This window comes from Thermococcus sp. 5-4, assembly GCF_002197185.1.
GTDB lineage: Archaea > Methanobacteriota_B > Thermococci > Thermococcales > Thermococcaceae > Thermococcus > Thermococcus radiotolerans.
Map to the genome: position 1 here is coordinate 1,364,315 of NZ_CP021848.1, position 15,451 is coordinate 1,379,765.

At 58.2% G+C, this 15,451-nt stretch carries 15 protein-coding genes; 5 read left to right on the forward strand and 10 right to left on the reverse strand.

All coding sequences use genetic code 11. The annotated features are described in order from the left end of the window. Window position 1 precedes the first annotated feature (1 nt). From CDI07_RS07560 to CDI07_RS07580, 5 genes are read right to left on the reverse strand one after another with little or no spacing between them, the layout of a single operon-like run. Window positions 2-838, reverse strand: coding sequence for a hypothetical protein (locus CDI07_RS07560; protein ID WP_088181041.1), 837 nt, complete (start codon window positions 836-838; stop codon window positions 2-4). Then, entirely contained in the window at window positions 835-2,088 is a 1,254-nt protein-coding gene (locus CDI07_RS07565) for a DUF58 domain-containing protein (RefSeq protein WP_088181042.1), read from the reverse strand. Before CDI07_RS07565 ends, CDI07_RS07560 begins: the two co-directional genes overlap by 4 nt. Then, complete coding sequence (locus CDI07_RS07570) at window positions 2,085-3,059, reverse strand: MoxR family ATPase (protein WP_088181043.1); 975 nt, start codon at window positions 3,057-3,059, stop codon at window positions 2,085-2,087. The genes CDI07_RS07565 and CDI07_RS07570 overlap by 4 nt, the downstream gene beginning before the upstream one ends. Beyond that, window positions 3,056-4,054 (reverse strand): hypothetical protein, encoded by a 999-nt coding sequence (locus CDI07_RS07575; RefSeq protein WP_226996558.1) that lies wholly within the window; start codon window positions 4,052-4,054, stop codon window positions 3,056-3,058. Before CDI07_RS07575 ends, CDI07_RS07570 begins: the two co-directional genes overlap by 4 nt. Beyond that, window positions 4,038-7,265 (reverse strand): transglutaminase domain-containing protein, encoded by a 3,228-nt coding sequence (locus CDI07_RS07580; RefSeq protein WP_088181044.1) that lies wholly within the window; start codon window positions 7,263-7,265, stop codon window positions 4,038-4,040. Before CDI07_RS07580 ends, CDI07_RS07575 begins: the two co-directional genes overlap by 17 nt. Before the next feature lie 114 nt (window positions 7,266-7,379). Between CDI07_RS07580 and CDI07_RS07585 the strand changes: the two genes are divergently transcribed. From CDI07_RS07585 to CDI07_RS07600, 4 genes are all read left to right on the forward strand, one after another. Further along, on the forward strand, window positions 7,380-8,156 hold the full coding sequence (locus CDI07_RS07585) for a BtpA/SgcQ family protein (RefSeq protein WP_088181045.1): 777 nt from the start codon (window positions 7,380-7,382) through the stop codon (window positions 8,154-8,156). A gap of 182 nt (window positions 8,157-8,338) precedes the next feature. Further along, on the forward strand, window positions 8,339-9,874 hold the full coding sequence (locus tag CDI07_RS07590; protein ID WP_088181046.1) for a hypothetical protein: 1,536 nt from the start codon (window positions 8,339-8,341) through the stop codon (window positions 9,872-9,874). Continuing rightward, window positions 9,871-10,575: a hypothetical protein gene (locus tag CDI07_RS07595; RefSeq protein ID WP_088181047.1), complete on the forward strand. Its 705-nt coding sequence runs from the start codon at window positions 9,871-9,873 to the stop codon at window positions 10,573-10,575. The genes CDI07_RS07590 and CDI07_RS07595 overlap by 4 nt, the downstream gene beginning before the upstream one ends. 4 nt (window positions 10,576-10,579) lie before the next feature. Next, window positions 10,580-10,963, forward strand: a complete 384-nt coding sequence (locus CDI07_RS07600) for a hypothetical protein (protein ID WP_088181048.1) — start codon at window positions 10,580-10,582, stop codon at window positions 10,961-10,963. Between the two features lie 79 nt (window positions 10,964-11,042). On the opposite strand, the gene CDI07_RS07605 is transcribed toward CDI07_RS07600, so the two are convergent. Then, window positions 11,043-11,453, reverse strand: coding sequence for a hypothetical protein (locus tag CDI07_RS07605; protein WP_088181049.1), 411 nt, complete (start codon window positions 11,451-11,453; stop codon window positions 11,043-11,045). Between the two features lie 61 nt (window positions 11,454-11,514). Here CDI07_RS07605 and glmM point away from each other — a divergent pair, with 61 nt between their 5' ends. After that, complete coding sequence (glmM, locus tag CDI07_RS07610) at window positions 11,515-12,864, forward strand: phosphoglucosamine mutase (RefSeq protein WP_088181050.1); 1,350 nt, start codon at window positions 11,515-11,517, stop codon at window positions 12,862-12,864. Here the strand turns inward: glmM and CDI07_RS07615 are convergent, their stop codons facing one another. From CDI07_RS07615 to CDI07_RS07630, 4 genes are read right to left on the reverse strand one after another with little or no spacing between them, the layout of a single operon-like run. After that, window positions 12,865-13,431, reverse strand: a complete 567-nt coding sequence (locus tag CDI07_RS07615) for a metal-dependent hydrolase (RefSeq protein ID WP_088181051.1) — start codon at window positions 13,429-13,431, stop codon at window positions 12,865-12,867. It abuts the gene before it with no gap. 6 nt (window positions 13,432-13,437) lie between these two features. After that, a complete protein-coding gene (locus tag CDI07_RS07620; RefSeq protein ID WP_088181052.1) occupies window positions 13,438-14,025 on the reverse strand; it encodes a DUF523 domain-containing protein in 588 nt (195 codons plus the stop codon). Further along, window positions 14,022-14,594, reverse strand: a complete 573-nt coding sequence (locus CDI07_RS07625; protein WP_088181566.1) for an AAA family ATPase — start codon at window positions 14,592-14,594, stop codon at window positions 14,022-14,024. The genes CDI07_RS07620 and CDI07_RS07625 overlap by 4 nt, the downstream gene beginning before the upstream one ends. Beyond that, window positions 14,591-15,388 (reverse strand): hypothetical protein, encoded by a 798-nt coding sequence (locus tag CDI07_RS07630; protein ID WP_088181053.1) that lies wholly within the window; start codon window positions 15,386-15,388, stop codon window positions 14,591-14,593. The genes CDI07_RS07625 and CDI07_RS07630 overlap by 4 nt, the downstream gene beginning before the upstream one ends. Between the last annotated feature and the right edge of the window lie 63 nt (window positions 15,389-15,451).

A 15,451-nucleotide genomic window follows, 5' to 3' on the forward strand; every position in this document is an offset into this window, starting at 1 on the left:
ATTAACCTTCCTTACTGCCCCTCCTATAGAGGAGGAACAGGGTCTCGCCGTCGACGCTCTCTATGAGGGGGGTCAGAACCTCCTCGCCGCCACCGCTCCGCAGAACCACCCGAGTCGGCCTTTTCTTCATCTCGGCCTCCAATCGAATGGTGTCCCACTCGAAGGCCGCGGAACGGCTCAGCGGCATGACCCTTCTTTCATCGGGGTTCTCTATGATTACCTCCCCGTTCAGAGGAGGGAGCTCGACTGCAATGACGACCCTCCGATAGTTTCCACCCTCGATTGACGAGTACGCCACCGCCAGGCCAAGGACGAGCAGGAGGACAGGCAGCAGAACCCCTGTTGTTGAGAGTCCCAGACTTCTTCCAAGCCACAGGAGTCCCAGGGAGAGTGCAAAGGCCAGTAGGACGACGGGGAGGCCGTAAAGGAGGGTCTTTCCACCGGTGTCCCTCCATCCGAGCCGCCTTAATGTCTCCTCCCAGGTCTCGGCGGTTTCAACGTAGTCGGCGAGTATGCTCAGGGCTATCAGGGTGAAGATTACCAGCGGGTTGGAGAAGTAGGGGCTCGCCAGTATGGCCTCGCTCAGGTTTCTGTACGCCTCGGGGAATGCCAAGGGCAGGAACTGCGAAAACGCTATGGCGTAGGGAACAGAGTAGAGGACCGTCGAGAGAAAGACCGTTCCGCTGGCGGAACCTCTGGAGAGGAACGTCCCCAGGAGGATTATCCCGAAGGCCACCGCCAACAGGTAGTCCCCTGGGCGGAGTAAGTTGGAGTACGCCAGGGACGTCAGGATTATCGCCGGAAGCACCACCGCCAGCTTTTCCACCCTGAAGTTCATCTTATCTCCCCCAGCAGCTTGCTCAGCACCTCTCCGATATCCTCCCTTCCGGGGAGCCAGCGGACGACGTAGGCCCCGGTGCCCTCGAGCTCCGCCATTATGGCTCGCTTCTCCATCTCAATCAGCGTGCCCGTTTTAGGGTCGAGGGTCGGATAGACGGAGATGTCTACCACCACCGGCCTGGATTTTCCCCTGTGGACGGCCATCACGGTGAGCACTCCCCTCCTGGTTTCGCCACTCGTCCTCTCGAGGACGTTGGAGACGTAGATGACGAGGGGGCTGTACTGAACCAGTATCCTCTTCAGCCTTTCGACCGCATCTGAGAAGCTCTCCTCCTCCGTCTTAACCCTCTCGAAGTCCATCATCGTCTTCACAATCGTGTGGAGCTGTCTGGGCCCAGTGGCCGGCGGGAGGAACTTCTTTGCCCCGAGGAGGTAGAGACCGACGTGGTAGTCCTTCCTCAGGAAGCGGTGTGCCATCGAGGCGACGAGGTTCATGGCGTGCTCGTACGGGCTCTCGCTCTCGGGGCCGATCTTCATGCCCTCCCTCGCGTCGACTATGAAGAGGACGGTTTTCTTGCCCTCCCTCTCGAACTCGTTGACGAGAACCCGCCCCATCCTCGCGGTGGCCTTCCAGTTTATGAGCTTCACCGGATCGCCGGTCTGGTAGTCCCTTATCTCCTTGAAGTCGGTGGAGATGGGCCCCCTTATCGAGAAACTCGTTTCCGGGACGCTTATCTTTGCCTTCCTCCTCGTCTCCGCAATCGGAACCGCCCTGATGACCTTTGGGACCGCCCTGAGCCTGAGCTCCTCGCCGTAGAGCCCCCAGATGTACCTCGTCCCCAGCGGATTTCTGGTGGTTACCTCACTCCTCGGCAGCGTGTAGAATCCCCTGAGCATCGGCCGTATCCTGTAGGTGTAACTGGCCTTCAGCGGCTTCAGTCCCTTGAAGAACACCCCAACGTTGTTTCCCGATGTGAGGGCGGCGTTCTTTGGAAGCGGGTCCCTGACGACGACCAGTCCGAGTCCCTTCTCCACGGTAACCTCGACCCTGATCTCGACCTCCTCGCCGAGCCTTATCTCGCGCCTTGAGAGCTTCCTCTTCACCCTCACCTCCCTGGGAGGGTCAACGAGCATCGCCAGGGCGAGCAGAGAAAGCGGCACTATGGCTAGGCCTATCATCCCCGGCGAGAGGAAGGCCGTCCCGAGGAGCAATGCCCAGAGGATGTATCCCACCAGGCTTTTCCTCATCTCTCCCCCGCCTCTTTCGGTACGGGTGTTTTTTCTAGGGCTTCCCTAACGATTTCCTCACCACTTATGCCTTCAAAAGCGTACTCGGGCTTGATAACAATCCTGTGCGCCAAAGCATCAACCGCGTAAGCCTTAACATCATCCGGCAGGACGAAATCCCTGCCCTCAAGCAAAGCATTCGCCTTCGCAACCTTCATCAAGGCAATGCCACCCCTCGGGCTTGGCCCCGCCTCAACCCGCTCGTCAGAGCGGGCGTTCCTGATGAGTTCGGCAATGTACCTCAGCAGGTCCCTGCTGATGAAGATTCTCCGCTCTACCAGCTCCTGCATTTCGACAAAAGTCTCACGGTCGATCAAAGCCTTCATGTCAACCGTTGGGTCGTCCTTTCCCCAAGACAAGCGAGCCTCGAGAATGGCAATCTCATCCTCTAAACTCTTCGGATAACCAACGCGAAGCCTGAGCAGGAAACGGTCTAACTGAGCCTCTGGGAGCGGGTAAGTCCCCTCGAACTCAATCGGGTTCTGAGTTGCAATCACGAAGAAGGGCCTCTCCAGGGTGAAGGTTTCTCCCTCGATAGTTACCTGCTTCTCCTCCATGGCTTCGAGCAGCGCCGACTGAGTCTTTGGCGGCGCTCGATTGATCTCGTCCGCTAAAAGCACGTGGGTGAATATGGGCCCTTTGATTAGTTCGAATGTTCCGAGGTTCTGGCGCCAGACTTTGGTGCCCAGAATGTCCGCGGGGAGTAAATCCGGCGTGAATTGGACTCGCGTGTACTTCAAGCCCAGAACTTTCCCAAAGGCTTTTGCCAGGAGGGTTTTACCCAACCCGGGGTAATCCTCGAAGAGGACGTTCCCATTCACCAGCGCGGCAGCTAGAGTCTTCCTAACAACAACCTCATTGCCAATATACACCTTGGAAATCCCCTCAACGATTTCCTCAAGGGTCTCAAACGCCTCTTTAACCTCCATCATGACTCCCACCCCATGAGCGTTCTCAGTTCATCAAAAACTTCCTCAACGATTTTAATCCTCCTTTCCAGCTCCCTCCGCTCGTAGGCGTGCCTTATCCAGAGCGGCGTTAGCCGGGAGGTTTGCCTGGCCCTGTAGTCGGCTATCTTTTCTACGAGCGCCTCGAACCGCTTCCTGTCATCGAAGAGCCGGGAGCCGTAGTAGGCTATGAACGCCACCAGCGGCCCCTTTTTCCCGCGCACCACGAAGTCCTCAACCGCTTCCATAGCCTCGGAGAGCTCGGGGCCGAGCTTCTCCACGGTCTTCGCCTCGTGCTTTCTCCACTGGGAAAGGAGGTACGCTTCCGGGTCTTTTTCGCTGATGTACGAATAGACCATGCTTCCCGCCGCGATGACGCCCAGGAGAAGAACCAGCCACTCCCCGTAGAACACGAGCTCCGGATGGCTCTCGCTCAGGCTCCCCCTCACCGCCACGTAGAGGCCGAGGATTGCACCGAGGGCGCCGAGCCCGAGCAGGTTCCTCTCAACGGGCTCGGTCCAGGGATACCTCTCGCCGAGCTCCGCCACGGAATAGCCGAGGAACAGGAAAAGGCCGGCGTAGCTGAAGACGCTTCCAACTGCGGCGAGAGGGGGGAGCCTTGAGATGCCGTAGAGGCCAATCAACAGCCCGGCTCCCCTGATGAACCGGGAGTGACTCTCGAGCCGGGGGGCTATGAAAGCCATTCCTCCGCCGAGGGCGATCATGGCCGCGGGCAGGTTCCATCCGGAGGGCGCAAAGAGCGCCGCGAGGGTAACCCCCAGCAGTCTGGTCACGAACGCTTCATTTTTTCTCCGTATGGCGGCGATGAATTCTCCCGCCACCAGGAACGCCACCAGAACCGCGACGGGGGCCATGAGCACCCTCAACGCTTCCATCTGGATGGAGAGGGCGTACATGAGCGTTAGGGCGCCGATGTATATGGCGACTCTCCCCCAGTTGACTTTAAACACCGCAGCCACCCCCTATCACCTCGAGCACCGAGCGATAGAACCGTATGAACTCGTCCCTCGAGACCCTCCTTCCGCTGTACTTGGCCTTCTCGAATATCCATGTGAGGGTATCTATCGGCTCCCAGGGGTACATCATCTCCGTGAGGGTCTCCGCTATCTCCCTGGGCGTCAGTTCGTCCACGTCCACTCCCACACCCTTCGCCCAGGGGAGGAAGCACCTCTCGTAGTACTCCACGACGGCATCGTTGTAGCTGGGCAGTATCCTTGCCGTTGCTGTCTCCACGAGGTCGCCGCACCTGGCCTCTATCGTGTGGTCTCCCAGTGGAAGGGTCAGCTTGAAGTCCCGCCCCTTCCCGAAGGGTTTTCCATCGACGTAGAGCTCAGGCTCACCGTCGCACTCTATGCTTATCTCCATGGTCTCGCCCTCCTGAAACAGGGGTATGCCGTTGTTGAATATTATCTTCAGAATCTTTTCCCGCCTTCTCTCCTCGGGTTTCCTCTTCACGAGCCTGTATCTGGCCACCAGAGCGCCGATTATCACGATCACACCGATGTAGAGCCAGGGGATTTTCCGCTTTTTGGCTATTATGACGTGGAACCTCCCGCTGGCGGGCAGGTAGTAGGGGGAGCCGTCGAAGGCAACCCTCACAGTTGCGTTGGTTTTCTTCTCGGGCACGGGGACGTCGAGGGTGGCTATCCCCGAGCCGTTGGTCATCACGCGCATCACGAAGCCGTCTACGCTGACGTTGAGGTAGACGCCGCCGACGGGGTCGTCAACGGAATCCACGACCCGGAACTTCAGCCGGGCGGTTTCCTCTCCCTTCGCCTCCGACGTGAGCAGTTCTATCTTCACAGGAGAGACCACCGCAACGGTTATCCGTTTCAGAACGCTGGCGCCGTGCCTGAACTCCAGGGACCTCTCACCGACGGTCTGGAAGGGCTCGATGGTGAAATCGAAGCTTCCGTTGACGACGTTGAATGTGTAGGTCTTGCCCGGGAACACATAGGCGGTTAGAGTGGCGTTCTCAATCCCGATGACCCTCCCGCTGATTTTAACGGGTTTTCCGAGCTCACCGGTCACTTTCTCGGGAACGTCGAGCTCAACGGTTGCGACCCTAACGCTTATGGTCGCCGGGGAGTAGTTGGCACTTCCTGGGTACTCAAGAGTCAGCGTGTGTTGCTCTATCCCCGGAATCTCCAGCCTCAGGGAGAACCTGCCGTCGGTGCGGGTCGTTGCGTTTCCGAGGTATCTTCCGTCTAAGTAATAGGCAACGCTGGCGTTGGCTATCGGCTCATCCGCCCCATCGAGGAGCGTCCCCACGATGGTGACGTTTCCTGGCCTGGCCAGAATCAGCCCGGGAAGCGAGAACCTCGCCAGCCCCTTTACCTTGACTACGAGCGTTGTCCCCGTGGCGAGGTACGGGTATCCGGGGGGTGCCACGTAGTACACCCCGACCTGCCTGGTTCCAGGTTTGAGGTACTCGGGGATTTTAACGGGGATCGAGAATCTACCGTTCGAGACGTTGCCGTATCCTATCAGGATGTTCCTCTCCCCATCGTTCAGAAATACAGCGACGTTCCCCAGGGACGGTGCCTCCCCGGTGACCGTCCCCCTCACCGTGCCGTTTACGGTGAGCGAATCGCCCGCGGTGAGCGTTTCGGGGACCTTCACGCCGAGGGACGTGGATTCCATTACGAAGACTGGGATGTATAGGGGGTACCTCTCCGCTCCGCTCGTAACGGTCAGGTTAAGGACGTGCCAGCCGGGGGGATACCTGAGGGGTGGGGCCAGCCTGACGTATATCCCGGTCTCGCTTCCCGGCGTTCCCCACCAGAACCACGTCTCAACCAGCGGGGAGGTTGTTTCGAGCCTTACATCCTGGGTGGCGCCCTGGATGGAAAGACCGAGGACAACCTGGTTCTCCTTGAGGAGTCCAACCGATGCCTGGTCCGGGATGACGGTTATCGCCCCCGGAGCCGTAACTGCGGTAAGACGGAGCACGGACATCGGCGTTCCGGCTCCCGTGGAGGCCCTGGCAATGACCGGGTAGTGGCCGGGTTCCTCAAAGGGGCCCACCGTCAGATTGTATATCCCCGACTCGTTGATGAGCGCTATCCTTCCGAGGGTGGGAACCTCCACGACAACGCTCGAGTTCGTCCCGCCCGCGACCCGCTCGAACTTTACCGTAACCGTTCCCGGCGAACCGGGGTTGAGGGTCATCTTCGGCGGCGTAATCTCGAGCTCGAAGGGAACGTAAACGTTCTGATCTGGGTGCAGCGGGTCGAAGACCAGCCAGCCCGCATTCTTGAAGTAAACCTCCGCCCAGAAGTGCCTGTTTCTCTCGGTCACGACCTGGGTCTGGGGAATCGCATCGATATAGACTCCCTCGACGAGCCTCGCGGGAAGGCCGTTCAGCCTCGCCAGCACGACGAAGGCTGTGGCAAAGTCGTAGGAGCTACCCGCTTTGGACTCAAACAGGAACCACTTCAGTCTGTCTGTGTTGGCCGGGGGCGTGGCGTTCTCCACGTGCCTGTAGTTGTTGGCCAGATACCTCGCTATACTCAGAGCCCTCCCGTAGTCCGAACTCGTGCCCATGGTTATGCCCCTCGCCAGGACCACGAGCTGGGTGTCGTTGGGGGCGGAGAGGTACTCCGTCTGGTTTCCAGCGGTGAGGTTGACCAGGTAGGGCCAGTCAAAGGTGTAGCTCACCGCGGAGAATGAGTAGGTCGTCACGTTCAGGCCGGTTCTGAAGAGGTTGTACTCCGGAACCGCCTCGGCCCCGGCACCGTCAACGCGGGTCGTGTAGAGGGAGGTGAAGAGGTTCCCGCTGAGGGGAAGGAACGAGACGACGGTCACCCTGTCCCTTTCGCTGTGGTAGGGGACTTTTATCTCCGGAGGGGCAATGACGTTGCTCGGAACCCTCGTGGCGTTTCTCGTCGTCCACCTTCCGTCAACGTAGTCGGTGTAGACGTTGAGCCTGAGGTAGTGGGTGTGGGCGGCCCCTGTTACCAGGAGGACGAAGTGGGGAGAAACCGGAACCTCGACCGGTGGCCCGGTTTCGTTGCTCTCGTTCCCGGGCGGAAGCTTCGGAGAGAGTATCTCCTCGATGCTCTTGGTTTCAGGGGGAGCCTCAATGAGGGCTGGTCCCAGGACGACGGAGGTAAGGAGGAGAGACAGCAGTGTGAGGGTGAGAAAGGCGATGTATTTCCGCCCCACCATGATGTTCCTTACTTCAATCGCGGGTTATATAAGGCTTTGCATCAATGTAGTACTTTGGACATCCCTGTCCAAAACCCTTAACTATCGGCGGGTCATCCTTGGATTGGTGGTGTTATGGAATTCGAGAGGAAACCCCTCATAGGCATGGTTCACCTGCGGCCCCTTCCGGGTTCGTACCTCTACGATGGGAGCCTCGACGCCGTAATCGAATCCGCCCTCAGGGACGCGAGAACCCTTGAGGAGGCCGGCTTCGACGCGATAATGGTCGAGAACTTCGGCGACGTTCCCTTCCCGAAGCACGTGGACAAGACGACCGTCGCGGCTTTCACGGCGGTCGCCAAGGCAATCCGCGACGAGGTGAGCCTTCCCCTTGGGATAAACGTTCTCCGCAACGATGGAATCGCCGCGTACTCAATAGCCTACGCAGTGAAGGCGGACTTCATAAGGGTGAACGTGCTGAGTGGTATAGCTTACACAGACCAGGGCCTCATAGAGGGCATCGCCCACGAGCTCGCTAAGCTCAGAAAGCTCCTCCCGAGCAAAATAAAGGTCTTCGCCGACGTCCACGTCAAGCACGCGGTTCACTTCTTCGACTTCGAGGACGCGATAAGGGACACCGTCGAGCGCGGCCTTGCCGACGTGATAGTGGTCAGCGGCAGAGCAACAGGAAAGCCGGTTGACGTTGAAAAACTGGCCGTCGCAAAGAGAATCTCGCCTGTACCGGTCATAGTGGGCTCTGGAACGGGCTACGACAACCTCCCGGAGCTCTGGGAGCACGCCGATGGCTTCATAGTGGGCACGTGGATCAAACGCGACGGAAAGGTCGAGAACGAGGTCTCGCTCGAGAGGGCGAGGAAGCTGGTCGAGCTGGCGAATAAACTTCGCCTCTGATGCCCTGATTTCTCCGTTTTTCGAATCTTTTTCTCCGAAAGGCTTATTACCTAAAAACGTGTAACTTGTTGAAATACGCAACCCTGTCCCGCTTTTCTTTTCCGCGAGATGGGTGATAATGGAAGTGGAACTATGGTTGGAAAGAACGAGCCCGCGTTCCGGGCGGTTCTGGGGATGATGGCATGAGGGCACCTAGGATTTACATCGTGCTCATGGTAGCGGGCCTTCTCTTCGGTTCAATGCTGGCCTACGGCGAGGCTGTGGAACCGTACGTGCGCTCGCCCCCGAGCGATTCGGAACTCCTCTCGCTCAATCTGAAGGTAAAAGGCTGGGGCACTATGATGGGGAGCGCTGATGTGCCGAGCCTGGCCGACTTCGCCTTCGTCTGCAGGGATAGGGGCAAGCTCAACGCTACCTACGAGATTGACCTCTGGATGGGCTACTTCACGGATGCAAGCGCCAAAAGGAGTTATTACGAGGAGACCTTGGCGGACTGGCGCTCCTACAAGGACAGGGACGAGGTGGGGAATGACCTCGACGGGAATCCCTACGTGGCGACTCATTACCGCTACACGGTCGACGAGGCCGGAGGTTCGTCCGACTCCAAGTGGGCCGTCTTCAGGGAGGTCATAACCCACGAGTGCATCTCGGCGAGCTGCGAGAGCTGGGTTGAGGCACATCCCGACGAGTCGCCCAGGCTCCAGGTCACTGTTAGGTACATCGTCATGGAGGGACCGTACCTTATCCTCGCTAAGGGGTGGTACTACGACGATTCCTCCTGCGACGTTGAGGTGGCCCTTCCGACCCTAATCAACCACTACCTCGACACGATTCCCGGAAACATGGTTTTGATACCCCTAACCAGCGGCCCCGGTGCTCCCTCGGGGGGCTCGGGAAACGTGACCACGACAACCACGACTGGAACGGGAGAAACCAAAAACGGCGGTTCCAGCCTTGAGAGGCCTAACGTGGTGCTCAGCCCCGAGGCTAAGGCCAGGATGGAGGAAACGCTGGGGAAGCTTGAGGGACTGAGCGGCGGGAACATCGAGGTGGTGCGGGTCAAGACCCCGGAGGGTGAGCTGGTAAGGGTCATCAACAAGGGTGCAGATGCCAAGGGCACCGCCCTGAGCTTCAAGCTGAAGTACTACGGCAACAAATACGTCCTCGACAAGACCGTTGACTCAAGCCTAGAGGCTCTCGACGGCCTGCTGGAGAAGTACGGCGTTTCTCCCCTCGGACTCTTCAAGGACTACGTCAAGGCCTACAAGGACAGCGAGCTCTTCCAGGGAGAGGACGCGGTGAGGAAGACCGCCCTCGATCTCCACGTTGACGGTAGGAGTGCGGCGCTGTACAATGACATGAGTGGCATCGAGGAGAGGGAGCTCAGGCTCTCACCGGCGAAGAACTCTATCCCCACGGGTCCGGAAACGAAGCCCGTGGAGTTCATCGTTCAGTCCCTGGGAATAGCCGTCAAGAAGTCGGTCGCCCAGGACTACGGCTGGGAGTTCAGGAAGACTGCGGAGAGGGCCGAGTACTACAAAAGGCTCGGCATGAAGTACCAAGACATCATCAGGAGAACGATAGACGACGTCATGGAGGAGACGAGCCAGGACAGGAAGGTTCAGACCCTCAACGCCCAGTCCAAGGGCCCCTACAAGGACCAGGAGGCCAGAATAAGGCTCTACCTGAACAAGCTCTTCGAGGAGGGGATGATATGAAGGGCTGGGCCGTTCTCTTGATTCTCCTGCTCGTTGGTGGCTACCTCTACATCAGCGGAGAGGTCAAGGTTCCGGAGGGCCTTCCAGGCCTTGATACCGGGAGTTCCTCTGGAGGAGTTTCATCGCTGCAGGATGAGGTCAAGGCCCTCGGCGCCACGGAGGTTGAGGTTTCCCTCTCAAGGGATGACGCCTTGGTCAGGATGGGCATCCCCACCGTCGACGATAACCTCACCGCGATGCTCTACGACGTTGCAGGGATGGCATACTCATCAAGCCATGCCAAGAGGGTCCGCGTGGAGGCGTACTACCTGGGCGAACCGCTGCTGGCAGTGACAGTAATGAACGGGGACCTTGAGAACGCCGAGCTTGAAGACATCAGGAGGCCCGAATTCAGGATCGAGAGCGACCTCACCCTGTTCGATTCGAGGGTTCAAAGCGTTGAACTGACCAACGAGACTGCTTCAGTAACCCTGGAGTATCTCGCCGATAGAGAAGGCTTCTGGAAGGACTACTTCGCGATGGCCTTCGTCGTCCTAGAAGATGCTCCTTGGGTGGAGACCGTTTCGATAACCTACCTGGCCGATAACGGGACGGTGACCCTCTCGATGTCCTCGAGGGATATAATACGGCTCCAGAGCGGGGAGGTTACCGCTGAGGAACTCCCCGGACTGGTGACGGTTTCTAAAACTGGAGGGAGGTGAGAAAATGGGACTGTTCAAGAAACTCCTGGTGGGATTTTTCCTGCTCGTGCTCATCGGTGTAGTGGCAATCTTCGGGATGCAGTACTACTACGATACCGCCTACACGAAGGTTCCGGTCGAGGTCAAGAGCGAAACCGTTACGGGAGATGTGTTCTACCTCAGCCACGTCCTTGAGCCCGGCAAGTACAAGATAACCGCAGACAGCGAGGGAACCGTGGAAAAAATAACCATCCTCGACGAGAGCGGCAACGTCCTGACCGAATCGGAAACGAACGAGCTCATCTACGGCTCAACCCAGCCGTTCCAGGTCAGGATTGACTACAAGGCTCCCGTAAACGTTGAGAGCTATACCGTCTCGGTCGGAATCTACCGGCTGGAGAAGAAGTAGTCCGAACCTTAGTCTGGGTTTTCGGGCTCTTTCCTTTTCTGTCCTGGACGATCAAAGATGCTGGGGGCCCGTGGGGCCCTCAGCCCTCGTTCTCGTTTCCCTGGAGGTTAGCCCCCAGACCGCGGATTATGCGCTCCATCCTCTCCTCCTCCGTCTCCCTGCCACGGTAGCCGAAGTAGAAGCCTATTATCGTCGAGAGAACGCCGAGGAAGTAGTTTCTCAGCTCAGAGGGTATCGTGATGTAGTCGCTTCCAAGGACGAGGACGATGAACGTCGCAACGAGGGTCGCCGCTATGGCGCGCCGCATCTCTCCTTTGTTTAGACACCGGTTGCCGCTCCAGCCTATGAAGATGACCGCGAGGAAGACGAGCAGGGGCAGGGAAATCAGGGTAATCCTCACGTCAAAGTAGAGGCCCGCGAAGATCAGCACCGCGACGGCTATGAGGGAAAACAGCAGCGCCGCCCTTGCGTAGGGGAAGTTTTCCTCCATGACACTCACCCAAAGGGTTATATTCGCCCATCGTATATACGCCTTTAGCCAGGTGGTGCCCATGGGAAGGTACTTTGGAACCAGCGGGATTCGAGAGGTCGTCAACGAAAAGCTAACCCCTGAGCTTGCCCTGGGTGTCGGCAGGGCCCTTGGGACTTGCCTCGGCGAGGGAACGGTCGTCGTCGGCATGGACACGAGGACGAGCGGCGAGATGCTGAAGAGAGCCCTGGTGAGCGGGCTCCTATCTGCGGGAATAGACGTTATAGACATCGGCCTCGCGCCCACGCCCCTCACCGGCTTCGCCATCAGGCTCTACGGTGCAGATGCGGGCGTTACAATCACCGCAAGCCACAACCCGCCCGAGTACAACGGTATAAAGGTCTGGCAGGCCAATGGGATGGCCTACACCCCCGAGATGGAGAACAGGCTTGAGGCTATTCTGGAATCCGGGAACTTCAAGAAGGCCCCCTGGAACGAGATTGGAAGCCTCAGAAAGGCCGACCCGAGGGAGGAGTACATAGAGGCCGCCCTTGAGATGGTTCACCTGGACGGTTCCTACACCGTCGTTCTCGACTCCGGCAACGGGGCCGGCTCGATTCTGAGCCCCTACCTCCAGAGGGAGATGGGCAACCGCGTGATAAGCCTCAACTCCCATCCCAGCGGTTTCTTCGTCAGGGAGCTCGAGCCGAACGCGGAGAGCCTTTCGGGACTGGCGAACACTGTTAGGGTCATGAAGGCCGACGTCGGAATAGCCCACGATGGCGACGCCGACAGAATTGGGGTCGTGGATGACCGGGGCAACTTCGTCGAGTACGAGGTCATGCTCTCGCTTATAGCCGGCTACATGCTCAGGAAGTTCGGAAAGGGCAAAATCGTGACGACGGTCGATGCCGGTTTCGCCCTGGACGACTACGTCAAACCCCTCGGTGGCGAGGTTATAAGGACGCGCGTCGGGGACGTTGCCGTCGCGGACGAGCTGGCCAAGCACGGTGGCGTCTTCGGCGGCGAGCCGAGCGGGACGTGGATAATGCCCGAGTGGAACCTCACCCCAGATGGTATCTTCGCTGGAGCGCTCGTCCTTGAGATGATTGACAAACTCGGCCCGCTGAGCGAGCTAGCAAAGGAAGTTCCGCGCTACGTAACCTTGAGGGCGAAGATACCCTGCCCCAACGAGAAGAAAGCGAGGGCAATGGAGATAATCGCCCACGAGGCCCTCAGGAGCTTCGACTACGAGAGGCTCATAGACATAGATGGCGTTAGAATCGAGAACTCCAACTGGTGGATCCTCTTCCGCCCGAGCGGAACCGAGCCGATAATGCGCATAACTCTGGAAGCCCACACCGAGGATAAGGCTAAGGAGCTCATGGAGAAGGCGGAAAGGCTGGTGAGGGATGCAATAACCAGGGCCTGATCACTTCAACCTCTTCAGCTTCTTCCCTATTATCGCGAAGGTCGCCATCAGGGCTATCAGCATGACCCAGCCGAGGTTCTTGCTTGTTTCCTCCGGCATGACGATGTACGCGAACAGCATCACCGTGGTGAAGGTCACCAGTATCAGAACCAGTCCCTCTCCCCTCGTTCCGGTTTTTATCTTCCCCCTCGGGTGGAAGCTTGAGAAATGGCTCCATTTGATGCCCGAAACCGTGAGCGTATCTGCGAAGAGGTGCGAGATGTAGCCTATGAAGAACGCCACCGCCGGCCAGTAGCTGTTCGTTATCCAGTACGCCAGGCCGCCAACGAGGGCGGTTATCAGTATTCCAGCCTCTATGGTGTGAGTCGGCCCCCTGTGCTCCACGAACCTGGGCATGACGGTTCCGCCGGGCAGCTTGGTCGAGATGTACGACTTGGGATGGTCTATGTCCGGCATCAGGGCGCCGAAGGCGGCCATACCGATGTCCAGAAAGCTCATCGGGGCTCCAAAGAGAACCGCTATCAGGTAGAAGAGAACCCCGAAAACCACGTGCGTGTACCACATCATGTTGCATCATCTGGCCCCTAATTCAACAAGAACCGATTTAACCCTTTCCATGCTCCCCTCGATATCGTCCTTGTCGAACTCGATGTACGTTCCCTCGGGAAACCTGCTCTGGAGTATCTCAAAGAGTATTCCTGGCGCCTTCACGAGCTTGAATCCCTGTCCCTCCACCATCTCCCTAGAGCGGCCCAGTCTCTCCTCCTTGCTCATGTAGAAGAACTCCTGCATGGCCGAGTAGGGATAGCTTTCCGGGTCGCTCGAGCTCGTGTGGAAGACCCCGCAGGTCGGTGAGCCCTTAACGCCTATGAAAACTACCCTCTCCGGCTTTTCCTCTGTCAGAACCCTTCCGATGAAGTCCACTATGGTCTTGGCCCTCTCGCGCATTCCGAGCCTTTCGTAAACTTCCCGGCTCGCCGGCGCCCTCGGCCAGCCCATCAGCTCGTATTCGGGGCACGGATAGGCTAGAACCTGCCAGTCCTCGCCGAGCTCTCCAATCAGTTCCCTCAGGAGCCTCGCCGTCACGTACTCCTTCTCCTTCGGCCCGCGGTAGACGTAGAACGGACTCAGGAGGCAGGGGGCGATGATGAGGAGCTTCATCCAACCACCTCTTCAATTATCCCCTCGACCTTCTCCCTCAGCTCCTCGAGCGTTCCCTCGTTGGTTATCACGTAGTCGGCCAGGCCCTTCAGCTCGCTCGTGCGGTATAAGCGCTCCTCGGCGTCATCCATGGCCTTGAAGTCGGCAAAGCTCCTTATGCCCTTGTCCTTGCTCGCCTTCCTCCTCATCAGGCGCTCGAACCTCACCTCCGGGCTCGCCTCGACGTAGATGACCTTTCCGCCGAGCCTCTTGACGGCCTTTATCTCCCCCTCGGAGCGGACGCCGTCTATGACGATGTTTTCGCAGTGCCTCATCTTGTCAACGGCGAGCCTTATGAGTATGTCCTCACCGTAGGTCTCCTTGAGGTACTTCCCGAACTCTATGAGCCTGTCCCGCGTTGGCTCGGCCTTCTCAGGCAGCTCTGGAATCCACGAGTAGTCCGAGACGTTGTGGGTGAGCAGGTCTATCAGCGGATCGCTGCAGGAAACCCTGCAGAATCCCCTCTCCTCGAAGAACTTTGCAACCGTCGTCTTTCCGGCGGCTATCTTTCCAACGACACCGACTATCATCTTCTCCACATCCTCCAGATTAGATTCGCTCCGTCGGTCGATTCCATAAGCCCCTCGTAGGTTAAGTCTGTGATGAACCGAATTAAGGCTTTTTTGTCGTACACCACGGGCCTCTCAAAGCCGAAGAGGTACTTCAGCTCGAAGAAGCCTATGTGCAGCAGCCGGAAGGGGTTGAGGAGGTAAACCCCCTCAAACTTCAGACCGAAGGGAAAATCCGCCAGAATCAGTTTCGCCCCCCTCTCCTCCGCAATCCCGATAAGTTTCCTCTCGTCCGGAAAGAACAGTTCCTCTGGCTCTCCGTCTATCGGCTCGTACTTCAGCCTCGGAAAGGCGTACCTGATTCCAACGGCATCGTGGGGCAGGTTCAGCCCCTCGGCAAAGCCTACCAGGGCCTTTGCATTGAAGCTCATGAAGACGAGCGTTTTGACGTCCCCTCTGACGTCCGGCCACTTTCTCGGGGGAAACCTCTTCTCCGCCTCGATTATCGGGAGGAGGAACTCAAGCTCAGTTCCTTCAACGAGTTTTTCGGCTTCCTTGAGCTTCCTCCGCTTTATCTCCAGGTCAAGATTGGAATAGACCGTGACCTGTTTGACTTTGAGCCTCTCGCGGAGCTTCCCGATTACGAAGCTGTTTCCTATGACGACGCTCTTGTCCGTTCTGTCGTGGGCGATTATGAAGAGCTTGTCACCCCCGGGGTCATAGCGAACCTCGTCTATCCTGAACGGGCTCTCCGGAAAACCGTTCTCGCGCCTTATCTCCCCCACCAGCTCCGATATCCCCTTGATCGTGAACATGGCTCTTCCCTCTTACCTCAAGGGGCGGACTTTTAAGGTTCTCGGCGGGAAATTTGTTCCAAA

Excerpts from the sequence above, each read along its gene's own strand:
- CDI07_RS07560 (WP_088181041.1), bottom strand. The coding sequence starts at position 838 with ATGAACTTCAGGGTGGAAAAGCTGGCGGTGGTGCTTCCGGCGATAATC.
- CDI07_RS07565 (WP_088181042.1), bottom strand. The coding sequence starts at position 2,088 with ATGAGGAAAAGCCTGGTGGGATACATCCTCTGGGCATTGCTCCTCGGG.
- CDI07_RS07570 (WP_088181043.1), bottom strand. The coding sequence starts at position 3,059 with ATGATGGAGGTTAAAGAGGCGTTTGAGACCCTTGAGGAAATCGTTGAG.
- CDI07_RS07580 (WP_088181044.1), bottom strand. The coding sequence starts at position 7,265 with ATGGTGGGGCGGAAATACATCGCCTTTCTCACCCTCACACTGCTGTCT.
- CDI07_RS07585 (WP_088181045.1), top strand. The coding sequence starts at position 7,380 with ATGGAATTCGAGAGGAAACCCCTCATAGGCATGGTTCACCTGCGGCCC.
- CDI07_RS07590 (WP_088181046.1), top strand. The coding sequence starts at position 8,339 with ATGAGGGCACCTAGGATTTACATCGTGCTCATGGTAGCGGGCCTTCTC.
- CDI07_RS07595 (WP_088181047.1), top strand. The coding sequence starts at position 9,871 with ATGAAGGGCTGGGCCGTTCTCTTGATTCTCCTGCTCGTTGGTGGCTAC.
- CDI07_RS07600 (WP_088181048.1), top strand. The coding sequence starts at position 10,580 with ATGGGACTGTTCAAGAAACTCCTGGTGGGATTTTTCCTGCTCGTGCTC.
- CDI07_RS07605 (WP_088181049.1), bottom strand. The coding sequence starts at position 11,453 with ATGGAGGAAAACTTCCCCTACGCAAGGGCGGCGCTGCTGTTTTCCCTC.
- glmM (WP_088181050.1), top strand. The coding sequence starts at position 11,515 with ATGGGAAGGTACTTTGGAACCAGCGGGATTCGAGAGGTCGTCAACGAA.
- CDI07_RS07615 (WP_088181051.1), bottom strand. The coding sequence starts at position 13,431 with ATGATGTGGTACACGCACGTGGTTTTCGGGGTTCTCTTCTACCTGATA.
- CDI07_RS07620 (WP_088181052.1), bottom strand. The coding sequence starts at position 14,025 with ATGAAGCTCCTCATCATCGCCCCCTGCCTCCTGAGTCCGTTCTACGTC.
- CDI07_RS07625 (WP_088181566.1), bottom strand. The coding sequence starts at position 14,594 with ATGATAGTCGGTGTCGTTGGAAAGATAGCCGCCGGAAAGACGACGGTT.
- CDI07_RS07630 (WP_088181053.1), bottom strand. The coding sequence starts at position 15,388 with ATGTTCACGATCAAGGGGATATCGGAGCTGGTGGGGGAGATAAGGCGC.